The organism is Klebsiella sp. 2019SCSN059, assembly GCF_021739525.1.
In the GTDB taxonomy this organism is placed as follows: Bacteria; Pseudomonadota; Gammaproteobacteria; order Enterobacterales; family Enterobacteriaceae; genus Klebsiella; species Klebsiella quasipneumoniae.
Window position 1 is genome coordinate 1 of sequence record NZ_JAKKOM010000060.1, and the last position, 9,682, is coordinate 9,682.

Here is a 9,682-nt window from a genome sequence, read left to right on the forward strand (position 1 = left end):
GGGCACGGTGCGGTGATAGGCAGCCGCTCGTTGGTGACAAAAGATGTGGAGCCTTACGCTATCGTTGGCGGCAATCCGGGGTTTGGGGAGCAATGGAACCAAAAACCAACGTAAGCTCTGAACCCCACCGTAAAGGGGCTTTCCGATCTCCAGCTCACCCGCCAGGCATTACTCTCTGATCAGTGCCTCGATGATCGGGCAGATCGTTCCGCCGTCTCCCGCATAACATTGCTGCACCAGTTCGCCTAACAGTTGCTGCATGACGACCAAGTCGGCCATCTTCTGCTCGATCAACGCGAGCTTGCGTGCAGCCCGTGCTCGCGTTTCGGCACAGGCGCACGACTCATCCAGCGTCAGCAGTCCACCGACTTCCGAGAGCGTGAAACCCAGCGCCTGAGCCCGCTTGATGAAACGCAGTCGCTTCACCATGTCCACCGGATAGCGCCGATGGCCACCCAAGGGTTTGGCTGGTTCATCCAGCAGCCCGCGTCGCTGGTAGTAGCGGATCGTCTCGACGTTCACCCCGGCGGCGTCTGCCAGCTTGCCAATGGTCAGCTCTGTGGCCATCACTTTCTCCTTGATTCCGTACTTTGGTACGGAGTTTAGAATAGCACCTAGGCAATCAGGCTCAGGAGATGGGAATGGGGATGCAACTCACCGGGAAAGGCTCGCTGGTCGCGAGTTCGCTGACCGCCATCGGTGCGTCGGTGTGCTGTGTCGGGCCACTGGTGCTGTTGGCACTCGGTGTCGGCGGTACGTGGGTGGGCGCTCTGACCATGATGGAGCCACTACGCCCCCTCTTCATCGGGTTGACTCTACTGTTCCTGGGATTGGCATTCCGCAAGCTCTACCTGGTGCCACAGGTTTGTACGCCAGGTACACCCTGCGCCGATCCGCGCACGCTCGTGCGACAGCGACTCGTGTTCTGGATCGTCAGCGTGCTGCTGCTCGGCCTATTGGCCGTGCCGTGGCTCGCCCCGCTGTTCTACTGAAGGAGATTAACCATGCGCAAACTGCTGATCGCCGTGCTTTTCGCCTTGCCCTTCGTGGCGCTGGCGGCTCCCCCGAAAACCGTCACGCTCGACGTGCAGAACATGACGTGCGGACTCTGTCCGATCACGGTCAAGAAGTCGCTGGAGAAGGTGTCCGGCGTGAGTGACGTCCAGGTCAATTTCGACCAGAAGACGGCGACCGTCACCTACGATCCCGATAAGGCCCAGCCCGAGGCACTGACTGAGGCGACCGCGAACGCGGGATACCCCTCCACAGTGCAGAAGTGAGGTCACGATGAGCGCCATTGTCCTTGAGTCCGTGCTGACTTGCCCGCGCTGCGGCTTCGCCAAGCCGGAAACCATGCCCACGGACGCCTGCCAGTTCTATTACGAGTGCAGCAACTGCAAGGCGCTGCTGCGCCCCAACCCAGGGGATTGCTGCGTTTTCTGTTCGTTCGGCTCGGTGAAGTGCCCGCCGATCCAGCAGCAGCTTGGGTGTTGCTCATAGCGTTTAGGGGGATCACAGGTCGTCGTCTGGATTACGCAGTGGCCGCAGCTCGCCGCGCGCAACTTCTTCCGGTACCGCAAAGGAATACCGCCCGAGCATGTTGATGTGCTCGTAGATCAGCGGCGATAGCCGGGCCAAATCCTCTTCCAGCACTGGATAGCCGTGCTGCTTGAGCCGTTCCACGGCCGCCGTCATGTAGAGGGTGTTCCACAGCACGATGATGTTCACCACCAGGCCCAGAGCACCGAGCTGGTCTTCCTGGCCTTCGCGGTAGCGCTGGCGGAGCTCGCCGCGTTTGCCGTGGAACACGGCGCGGGCCAGGCTGTGCCGGCCTTCGCCTCGGTTCAACTGGGTCAGGGTGGCGCGGCGCTTGGACTCGTCGTCGATATAGGTCAACGTGTGCAGAGTCTTTTCGATCCGCCCGAATTCGGCCAGCGCCTGGGCCAGCCGGGTGGGTCTATCTCCCGTTTGCAGCGTGCGCATGATGCCAGTCGCCGGCACCCGGCCGAGTTTGAGCGAGCCGGCCAGGCGCAGCAGGTCGTCCCAGTGCTCGGCGATCAGGTCGAGTTTGACCGACTGGCGGGCCAGCCCGTTGAGCTTGCCGTAGTCCGCGTCCGGGCGCGTGCGCCAGAAGCGGGTACCGCCGACATCGGCCAGCCGCGGACTGAAGTGGTAGCCAAGTAGGCGGAAGAGCCCGAACACCACATCGCTGTAGGCCCCGGTGTCGGTCATGATTTGCGTCGGCTGCAACTCGGTCTGCTGTTCCAGCACGACCGCCAGCAACACCAGGCTGTCGCGCAGCGTGCCGGGCACGGTGATGGCGTTGAGGCCGGAGAATTGGTCGGAAATCAGGTTGTACCAGGTGACACCCCGGCCGGTGCCGAAATACTTCGGATTGGGGCCGGCATGCACGGTGCGCACCGGTACGACGAAGCGCATGCCATCGGCGGAGGCGACCTCGCCGCCACCCCAGACTTGGGCCAGTTCCAGTTGGCTTTGCGCTCCGACCAGGATGGCGTTAGCCGCTGACAGGGTGTCGTCGCGGATATAATTCTGGCTGACCCAGGACAGCCGGTCACGGCGCAGCGCCGGGTTGTCGGTGCGGATCAAGGGCTCCAGGCCGGTGTTGCAGGCCCCGCCCAACAGCACCGCGCAGAGGCTGGTGACCAGGTTGTCGGCGCGTGCATTGCGTTCGGAGACATGGGTGAAGGCCTCGGAAAAGCCAGTGCGGGCGGCGATTTCCAAGAGGATTTCCGGCAGATCGACACGCGGCATCAGGTCAGACACGGCCGCCCGCAGTTGCAGCAACGAGCAGGGCTCGTCCAGCTTGTCCAGCGCCCCGAGCGACAGTTCGGTCTTGCCCTCGGTGTTCTCGCTCAGTTGAATCGCCGGGTTGTCGGGCAGGCGCGCGGCTACTGCCAGCCAGGTTGCATCCAGCTCGACGGACAAGGCGTCCAGGGTGGTTTTGGCGTCGATGGTCAGGCCCAGTGACCGGCAGATGATCGGTCGCGCCGCCAGCCATTCGGCACCGTCGAGCAGGCCAAGGCGCGGGTCGGCATAGCGCCAACTGGGCGAGACGAAGACATCGCGGCGGCGCAGGGCCGTGCGCAGCGCATCGAGCGTGCAGAACACATAGGCACCCATGTCGAGGGAGCCATCTTCGCGGGTGATGTGCTTCTGCCAAGCCTTGGCCACGATCTCCTGCGGCGCGTCATCCTCTGGCTTCCGGCGCGGCAGGTTCAGTTGCAGCCACTCCAGACTAGCCGCCACGCCCTTGCCGGCCGGGCTGAAGCCGAAGCGGATGTGCTTGAGCAGGTCGGGCAGGAAGCGGCGCACGCTGCGGTAGCGCGCTTCCAATGCAAGAAAATAGACGTCATCTACCGGGCGGATCAGCGCGTTGACCTCTTCCAGGGCCTTTTCCAGGGTGGTCCTCGGCAGGTCGTTGAACAGCCGGGCGCGCACGTTGTCATCGCTGATCGAGCTGTCCAGCACGACCTTGCACGCGGCGGCGAGCGTCGCGGCCGACCGATCCAGGTCTTTCAGGCTGCGCATGCGGGCTTTCTTGTCGGCCTTCTCCGCGTTGCTGAACAGGTCGCGCAGCAAGGCCTCCAGGACTTCCAGTGCGTCGTCGTGCGCAGTCGCCTCCAGGCAGAGTGCGAAGGCCACCAGTGTCGCCATCCGCCGCGACGCCGGCAGCCGATTAATCGCGGTGACCTTGGCCGTGTTGGCGAAGCGGGCCAGGGCGGCGATACGGCTGGGAGGGATGTGCGCCGCCGCCGGCAAGGTGATGCCGATGCCGCGCACGTCATCGAGCCGGCGCAGTGCCCGAATCAACGCGGGGCCACTGACCATGACCGGGCCGGAGCGCAATTGATCCAGCCGGGAGCTGCGGTTGCCTTCGGCCACCGTCAGCAAGTCTTGCAGTTGCAATCGCTGTTCCTCAGTCACGCTGCGGCCCAGCGTAAACCAGAGGCGTTCTTCGACCCGACTGCGCAACTGGGCGATAAAGCGCTCTAGTTGAGACACACCAGGCAGGAGGACTTTCTGTGTGAACAGCCACGAGGTGGCTCGCTCAAACAGCACTCCCGGCCGGTCGGTGCCCGTCCAGCAGAGGGCATACAGCCAGCGGCTCAAGCGAAAGCCGATGCCCGGATCGGTGAAATGACGATAGCCAAAGCGGTTCTGAATATCGGTGGCATGTATCCAGCGGCGATGATCGCTATAGCGCTGGAGGCAGTCGGGGTCTGGAATCGCCAGTTGTCGGCAAAGCACCTGCAGGACTTCCACCGGCACGGCGGCGGGCTTGTCCGGCAGAACGCCAACGAAGCGGACGGTGGTCAGCAGAACGGCATAACCCAGACGGTTATGGTTACCCCGCAGCACCTGGATGGCTTCACGGTCTTCATCGCTCAGGTGGAAGTAACGTTCCAGCTCTTCACGGCTGGGCGAATCAACATAGCGGCCAAAACCGTCGCGTTGCTCTTGAGTCAGAAAACCGACCGGCATTGATCACAGCACCTCGACGCAGAACACGGCGGGCGTGACGATCCGCGTGCGTTCGATGTGCCCGCGTTACAGCAGGCCGGCGCGGCGATCACCGGTTATCAGGTAGTCCGCATCGCCCGCCAAGGCCATGGCCAGCAAAAACGAGTCATCCGGATCATCGGCTTCGACCTCGATGGTCAGGCGCTCCAGTACCACAGCCCGTTGCAGGTTATTGATCATGGCGCCCACCTTGGCGGGCTGTAGGATGGCCTGAAGCTTGGGATAGCGGCTGGCTCGACGAATTTCATCGAGTTGCATCCGCGAGGTCACCACCTCGAAACGCGCCGCCCGCCAGGCACGGTAGATCGCATCGGGCGCGCCATGTGGCGAGATCAGGGCGCTGAACAGGATGTTGGTATCCAACACGACCCGCATCAGCGCTTACGTGCCCAGTCGAGCGCTTCGTCAACCGCGTTGGTCAATTCTGCCTCACTCAGATGGGCGTTAGCGGCCTTGGCCTGCTCAGCGCTCAGCTCCAGGATGTGTGCCCGTACCGCTTCTTCGATGAAGCGCGACAGGTCGCCCTTACGGCCGCCGCCCTGGCTGGCCAGAAACATCCGAAGCGACTGGTCGGTGTCGGCCGAGACGGCGACATTCCAGCGAATGGTATTCATAGCGTTCTCCGCTAATAGGTGTTTGTGTGTTTATACGCCAATCACAAAGGGCGATGCAATGGTTCGACAAAACGAACGTATATGTGACAGGTACGACATGCTGATAGGCTACATGCGGGTATCGAAGGCGGACGGCTCCCAGGCTACCGATTTGCAGCGCGACGCGCTGATTGCCGCCGGGGTCGATCCAGTACATCTTTACGAGGACCAGGCATCCGGCATGCGCGAGGATCGGCCCGGCTTGACGAGCTGCCTGAAGGCGTTGCGAACTGGCGACACACTGGTCGTGTGGAAACTGGATCGGCTCGGACGCGACCTGCGACATCTCATCAACACCGTGCACGACCTGACTGGGCGCGGCATCGGCTTGAAGGTATTAACCGGGCACGGCGCGGCCATCGACACCACGACCGCCGCCGGCAAGCTGGTCTTTGGCATCTTCGCCGCCCTGGCCGAGTTCGAGCGCGAGTTGATCGCGGAGCGCACGATTGCCGGCCTAGCCTCGGCCCGCGCGCGCGGGCGGAAAGGCGGCCGGCCGTTCAAGATGACCGCCGCCAAGCTGCGGCTGGCGATGGCGGCAATGGGTCAGCCAGAGACCAAGGTCGGCGACCTGTGCCAGGAACTTGGCGTCACGCGGCAGACCCTGTATCGGCATGTTTCACCCAAGGGTGAGCTACGTCCAGATGGCGAGAAGCTACTCAGCCGAATTTGATGCCGGCATGAGGCAACGTAGCGACAGCGTGGTTTGTCTCAATGGGAAGCGCTCATGATCGATCTTTGAAGGCCCGCAGCAGTCGTGTCACAGACAGGACGAACAAACCGGTCAGCGTGAGGGCTGCGATACCCCAGTACTCTCCGATGAACGCGCCGGCCGTCGTGCCGGCCAGCACAATGGCGAGAATCGGCAAATGGCAGGGACAGGTGAGCACGGCCAGCGCGCCCCACAGGTAGCCGGTGATCGGTTTGTGCGTCTCGGACGGCAAGCGCTCGGGGCTGTTCATGGCAGACTCTCCGCGTGCTGTGCCGGCTCGGTCGGCATGGTGGCCAACTGCACCTCCAGATCGGCCAACGCTTCGCGCCGACGCTCGACGAACTGGCGCAGAACGGCAAGCTGCGCGGCCGCTTCATCGCCGTCCGCAGCATCCAGCGCCCGGCACAGCCGCGCCAGCGCGTCCAGGCCGATGCCCGCCTCGAAGGCCGCCCGCACGAAGCACAGCCGTTGCAAGGCGGCATCATCGAACAGGCCATAGCCGCCCGGGGTGCACGCCACCGGACGCAGAAATCCGCGCAGCAGGTAGTCGCGCACGATATGCACGCTCACCCCGGCATCAAGGGCCAGCCGGGACACGGTGTAGGCGCTCATTGAAAACCTCCTTTTTTTATCCAGCGCAGCAGGAAAGCTGCTTCACGTCCTTGTTGAAGGTCTGCGCCGCAAGCTTCAACCCCTCGACCATTGTCAGGTAGGGGAACAACTGGTCGGCCAGTTCCTGCACCGTCATGCGGTTGCGGATGGCGAGCACCGCCGTCTGGATCAGTTCGCCCGCTTCCGGGGCCACCGCCTGCACGCCGATGAGCCGTCCGCTACCTTCCTCGATGACCAGCTTGATGAAGCCGCGTGTGTCGAAGTTGGCAAGCGCTCGCGGAACGTTGTCGAGTGTCAGCGTGCGACTGTCGGTCTCGATGCCATCGTGGTGCGCTTCCGCCTCGCTGTAGCCCACGGTGGCGACTTGCGGGTCGGTGAACACCACTGCCGGCATCGCGGTCAGATTGAGGGCTGCGTCGCCGCCGGTCATGTTGATCGCGGCACGGGTGCCGGCGGCCGCTGCCACGTAGACGAACTGCGGCTGGTCGGTGCAGTCGCCGGCCGCGTAGATGTTCGGGTTGCTCGTGCGCATGCCTTGGTCGATAACGATGGCCCCTTGCGCATTGACAGTGACCCCCGCCGCGTCCAGCGCGAGGCTGCGCGTATTCGGTGCCCGACCGGTGGCAACCAGCAACTTGTCAGCGCGTAATTCACCGTGTCCGGTGGTCAGCACGAATTCGCCGTTCACATGGGCGACCTGGCTGGCTTGCGTGTGCTCCAGCACCTCGATGCCCTCGGCGCGGAAAGCGGCTGTCACGGCCTCGCCGATGGCCGGGTCTTCCCGGAAGAACAAGGTGCTGCGTGCCAGGATCGTGACCTGGCTGCCGAGCCGGGCAAAGGCTTGCGCCAGTTCCAACGCCACCACCGACGAACCGATCACGGCCAGGCGTGCGGGAATGGTGTCGCTGACAAGCGCTTCGGTGGAAGTCCAGTAGGGTGACTCTTTCAGGCCCGGAATCGGCGGCACGGCCGGACTGGCACCGGTGGCGACCAGGCAGCGGTCGAACGTTACCTCGCGCTCGCCACCCTCGTTCAAACGGACGACCAGGCTCTGGTCGTCCTTGAAACGCGCTTCACCGTGCAAAACGGTGATGGCTGGATTGCCGTCCAGGATGCCTTCGTATTTGGCGTGCCGCAGTTCATCGACACGGGCCTGCTGCTGGGCCAGCAGTTTGCTGCGGTCAATCGCAGGCACAGTTGCCGCAATACCGCCGTCGAACGGACTTTCCCGGCGCAGATGGGCAATATGGGCAGCGCGGATCATGATCTTGGACGGCACACAGCCGATATTGACGCAGGTGCCGCCGATGGTGCCGCGTTCGATCAGCGTGACCGTCGCGCCTTGCTCGACGGCCTTCAGCGCCGCCGCCATCGCGGCCCCGCCGCTGCCAATGATGGCGATATGCAAACCGGCGCCCTCAAGTGCATCACGGATTTTTGGTTCATCTTTGAAATCACCAACCCGGATCGAGCCTTGATAACCCAATGCGGCGATGGCGGCCAGCAGTTGGTTGTGGCTCACGGCGGTGTCTGCCATGACTTGCGCGCGGCTTTCTGGATAGGACACCACAGCGGCATTCACGCCGGGAATCTTTTCCAAAGCATCTTTGACATGGGTGGCGCAGGATGTGCAGGTCATGCCATTCACGGTGATTTCGGTCATTTTTTTACTCCATTGAATTTCGGGGTGCAGCAGGCATCGGCTTGGCGTTTTCGTTGGATGGCGTAGATGGTCAAGCCGATGAAAATCGCCAGCGCAGGCAGCAGCACATAGTCCAGATAGCCGGTCAGCGCGGACAAGCCGACCACACCGAGCAAAATGACCAGAACAGGGGTGAAGCAACACAGCGCCACGAGGGTTGTGCCAATGATGCTGACCCGCAGCAGTGTCTTCGGGTCTTTCATGATCAGTTCTTGACTGATGATGGGTAGCCCGCATCCTCGGTAGCCTTGGTCAGTTTCTGCACGCTGGTCTTGGCATCATCGAAGGTGACCACCGCTTCGCGCGTCTCGAAGGTCACGTCAACTTTACTGACGCCATCGACCTTGGAAATCGCCTTCTTGACAGTGATCGGACAGGCCGAGCAGGTCATGCCCGGTACGGACAGCGTAACGGTCTGGGTGGCGGCCCACACGGGGGCAACAACGGCAGCGAGGGCAAGGGCGGAAAGCAGCTTTTTCATGGTGAACTCCTGTGATCAATAGAAAAATGGCACGACGTAGGGAAATCCGAGCGCGACCAAAACCAGCACGGCCACGCCCCAGAAAATGAGCTTGTAAGTAGCTCGCACTTGGGGAATCGCGCAAACCTCACCCGGTTTGCAGGCGGCTGACGGCCGGTAGATGCGCCGCCAGGCGAAGAACAACGCCACCAGCGCCACGCCGATAAAGATGGGGCGATAGGGTTCCAACACCGTCAAGTTGCCGATCCAAGCGCCGCTGAACCCCAAGGCGATCAGAACCAGCGGCCCGAGGCAGCAAGCCGAGGCGAGGATGGCGGCCAGCCCGCCAGTGAAGAGCGCGCCGCGCCCGTTTTGAGGTTCAGACATACGTTTGTCCTTTCGAATCTGAATTGGATAGCTTAAGCTTACTTCCGTAGTTATGTACGGAGTCAAGCGATATGGAAAACAATTTGGAGAACCTGACCATTGGCGTTTTCGCCAGGACGGCCGGGGTCAATGTGGAGACCATCCGGTTCTATCAGCGCAAGGGCTTGCTCCCGGAACCGGACAAGCCTTACGGCAGCATTCGCCGCTATGGCGAGACGGATGTAACGCGGGTGCGCTTCGTGAAATCAGCCCAGCGGTTGGGCTTCAGCCTGGATGAGATCGCCGAGCTGCTGCGGCTGGAGGATGGCACCCATTGCGAGGAAGCCAGCAGCCTGGCCGAGCACAAGCTCAAGGACGTGCGCGAGAGGATGGCTGACCTGGCGCGCATGGAGGCCGTGCTGTCTGATTTGGTGTGCGCCTGCCATGCGCGGAAGGGGAACGTTTCCTGCCCGCTGATTGCGTCACTGCAAGGGAAGAAAGAACCGCGCAGTGCGGACGCGGTGTAGCCCGAGGGAACTACGCCTTAGCGTGCTTTATTTAATGAGATGGTCACTCCCTCCTTCCCAGTACTATGCTGAGGACAGGCTTTCATTCGGAGAACCATCATGGAA

The 9,682-nt window shown here is 62.6% G+C and carries 15 protein-coding genes and 1 pseudogene; 6 read left to right on the forward strand and 10 right to left on the reverse strand.

Going from position 1 to position 9,682, the window contains the following annotated elements; genetic code table 11:
- Positions 1-78 (forward strand): annotated as a pseudogene (locus L2I46_RS28000) (type B chloramphenicol O-acetyltransferase); the annotation flags it as partial.
- Between the two features lie 90 nt (positions 79-168).
- On the opposite strand, the gene merR (L2I46_RS28005) reads toward L2I46_RS28000, so the two are convergent.
- Entirely contained in the window at positions 169-567 is a 399-nt protein-coding gene (gene merR / locus L2I46_RS28005; RefSeq protein ID WP_010466370.1) for an Hg(II)-responsive transcriptional regulator, read from the reverse strand.
- 74 nt (positions 568-641) lie between these two features.
- Between merR (L2I46_RS28005) and L2I46_RS28010 the strand changes: the two genes are divergently transcribed.
- From L2I46_RS28010 to L2I46_RS28020, 3 genes are read left to right on the forward strand one after another with little or no spacing between them, the layout of a single operon-like run.
- Positions 642-992, forward strand: a complete 351-nt coding sequence (locus L2I46_RS28010; protein WP_003089115.1) for a mercuric transporter MerT family protein — start codon at positions 642-644, stop codon at positions 990-992.
- A gap of 12 nt (positions 993-1,004) precedes the next feature.
- Positions 1,005-1,280: a mercury resistance system periplasmic binding protein MerP gene (merP, locus tag L2I46_RS28015; protein ID WP_003150552.1), complete on the forward strand. Its 276-nt coding sequence runs from the start codon at positions 1,005-1,007 to the stop codon at positions 1,278-1,280.
- 7 nt (positions 1,281-1,287) lie between these two features.
- Entirely contained in the window at positions 1,288-1,500 is a 213-nt protein-coding gene (locus L2I46_RS28020; RefSeq protein ID WP_003089113.1) for a GDCCVxC domain-containing (seleno)protein, read from the forward strand.
- Positions 1,501-1,512: 12 nt separating this feature from the next.
- On the opposite strand, the gene L2I46_RS28025 is transcribed toward L2I46_RS28020, so the two are convergent.
- The 3 genes from L2I46_RS28025 to L2I46_RS28035 form a co-directional block, all read right to left on the reverse strand.
- Positions 1,513-4,506: a Tn3 family transposase gene (locus tag L2I46_RS28025; protein WP_003299771.1), complete on the reverse strand. Its 2,994-nt coding sequence runs from the start codon at positions 4,504-4,506 to the stop codon at positions 1,513-1,515.
- Positions 4,507-4,572: 66 nt separating this feature from the next.
- Positions 4,573-4,908, reverse strand: coding sequence for a putative toxin-antitoxin system toxin component, PIN family (locus L2I46_RS28030; RefSeq protein ID WP_425374763.1), 336 nt, complete (start codon positions 4,906-4,908; stop codon positions 4,573-4,575).
- Between the two features lie 11 nt (positions 4,909-4,919).
- Positions 4,920-5,159, reverse strand: a complete 240-nt coding sequence (locus L2I46_RS28035; RefSeq protein WP_003089107.1) for a ribbon-helix-helix domain-containing protein — start codon at positions 5,157-5,159, stop codon at positions 4,920-4,922.
- A gap of 97 nt (positions 5,160-5,256) precedes the next feature.
- Between L2I46_RS28035 and L2I46_RS28040 the strand changes: the two genes are divergently transcribed.
- Positions 5,257-5,871, forward strand: a complete 615-nt coding sequence (locus L2I46_RS28040; protein ID WP_000904941.1) for a recombinase family protein — start codon at positions 5,257-5,259, stop codon at positions 5,869-5,871.
- 52 nt (positions 5,872-5,923) lie between these two features.
- Here the strand turns inward: L2I46_RS28040 and merE are convergent, their stop codons facing one another.
- Genes merE through merT form a run of 6 tightly spaced genes read right to left on the reverse strand, consistent with a single transcriptional unit; the run spans position 5,924 to position 9,071 of the window.
- Positions 5,924-6,160 (reverse strand): broad-spectrum mercury transporter MerE, encoded by a 237-nt coding sequence (gene merE, locus L2I46_RS28045; protein WP_001087809.1) that lies wholly within the window; start codon positions 6,158-6,160, stop codon positions 5,924-5,926.
- A complete protein-coding gene (merD, locus tag L2I46_RS28050; protein WP_010466447.1) occupies positions 6,157-6,522 on the reverse strand; it encodes a mercury resistance co-regulator MerD in 366 nt (121 codons plus the stop codon). Before merD ends, merE begins: the two co-directional genes overlap by 4 nt.
- A gap of 16 nt (positions 6,523-6,538) precedes the next feature.
- On the reverse strand, positions 6,539-8,185 hold the full coding sequence (gene merA / locus L2I46_RS28055) for a mercury(II) reductase (RefSeq protein ID WP_000136268.1): 1,647 nt from the start codon (positions 8,183-8,185) through the stop codon (positions 6,539-6,541).
- Positions 8,182-8,427, reverse strand: coding sequence for a mercury resistance system transport protein MerF (merF, locus tag L2I46_RS28060; RefSeq protein WP_000654684.1), 246 nt, complete (start codon positions 8,425-8,427; stop codon positions 8,182-8,184). The genes merA and merF overlap by 4 nt, the downstream gene beginning before the upstream one ends.
- 2 nt (positions 8,428-8,429) lie before the next feature.
- Positions 8,430-8,705 (reverse strand): mercury resistance system periplasmic binding protein MerP, encoded by a 276-nt coding sequence (merP, locus tag L2I46_RS28065; RefSeq protein ID WP_000735441.1) that lies wholly within the window; start codon positions 8,703-8,705, stop codon positions 8,430-8,432.
- 15 nt (positions 8,706-8,720) lie between these two features.
- Complete coding sequence (gene merT / locus L2I46_RS28070) at positions 8,721-9,071, reverse strand: mercuric ion transporter MerT (RefSeq protein WP_001294667.1); 351 nt, start codon at positions 9,069-9,071, stop codon at positions 8,721-8,723.
- Between the two features lie 71 nt (positions 9,072-9,142).
- On the opposite strand from merT, the gene merR (L2I46_RS28075) reads away from it, so the two are divergent.
- Positions 9,143-9,577, forward strand: coding sequence for an Hg(II)-responsive transcriptional regulator (gene merR, locus L2I46_RS28075; protein WP_000429838.1), 435 nt, complete (start codon positions 9,143-9,145; stop codon positions 9,575-9,577).
- The last annotated feature ends 105 nt before the right edge of the window (positions 9,578-9,682 follow it).

What these genes read in the sequence shown, in the direction of transcription:
- merA (WP_000136268.1), bottom strand. Translation starts at nt 8,185, where the DNA reads ATGACCGAAATCACCGTGAATGGCATGACCTGCACATCCTGCGCCACC.
- L2I46_RS28025 (WP_003299771.1), bottom strand. Translation starts at nt 4,506, where the DNA reads ATGCCGGTCGGTTTTCTGACTCAAGAGCAACGCGACGGTTTTGGCCGC.
- merR (WP_010466370.1), bottom strand. Translation starts at nt 567, where the DNA reads ATGGCCACAGAGCTGACCATTGGCAAGCTGGCAGACGCCGCCGGGGTG.
- L2I46_RS28035 (WP_003089107.1), bottom strand. Translation starts at nt 5,159, where the DNA reads ATGAATACCATTCGCTGGAATGTCGCCGTCTCGGCCGACACCGACCAG.
- L2I46_RS28020 (WP_003089113.1), top strand. Translation starts at nt 1,288, where the DNA reads ATGAGCGCCATTGTCCTTGAGTCCGTGCTGACTTGCCCGCGCTGCGGC.
- merD (WP_010466447.1), bottom strand. Translation starts at nt 6,522, where the DNA reads ATGAGCGCCTACACCGTGTCCCGGCTGGCCCTTGATGCCGGGGTGAGC.
- merT (WP_001294667.1), bottom strand. Translation starts at nt 9,071, where the DNA reads ATGTCTGAACCTCAAAACGGGCGCGGCGCGCTCTTCACTGGCGGGCTG.
- merP (WP_000735441.1), bottom strand. Translation starts at nt 8,705, where the DNA reads ATGAAAAAGCTGCTTTCCGCCCTTGCCCTCGCTGCCGTTGTTGCCCCC.
- merR (WP_000429838.1), top strand. Translation starts at nt 9,143, where the DNA reads ATGGAAAACAATTTGGAGAACCTGACCATTGGCGTTTTCGCCAGGACG.
- merF (WP_000654684.1), bottom strand. Translation starts at nt 8,427, where the DNA reads ATGAAAGACCCGAAGACACTGCTGCGGGTCAGCATCATTGGCACAACC.
- L2I46_RS28010 (WP_003089115.1), top strand. Translation starts at nt 642, where the DNA reads ATGGGGATGCAACTCACCGGGAAAGGCTCGCTGGTCGCGAGTTCGCTG.
- merE (WP_001087809.1), bottom strand. Translation starts at nt 6,160, where the DNA reads ATGAACAGCCCCGAGCGCTTGCCGTCCGAGACGCACAAACCGATCACC.
- L2I46_RS28040 (WP_000904941.1), top strand. Translation starts at nt 5,257, where the DNA reads ATGCTGATAGGCTACATGCGGGTATCGAAGGCGGACGGCTCCCAGGCT.
- merP (WP_003150552.1), top strand. Translation starts at nt 1,005, where the DNA reads ATGCGCAAACTGCTGATCGCCGTGCTTTTCGCCTTGCCCTTCGTGGCG.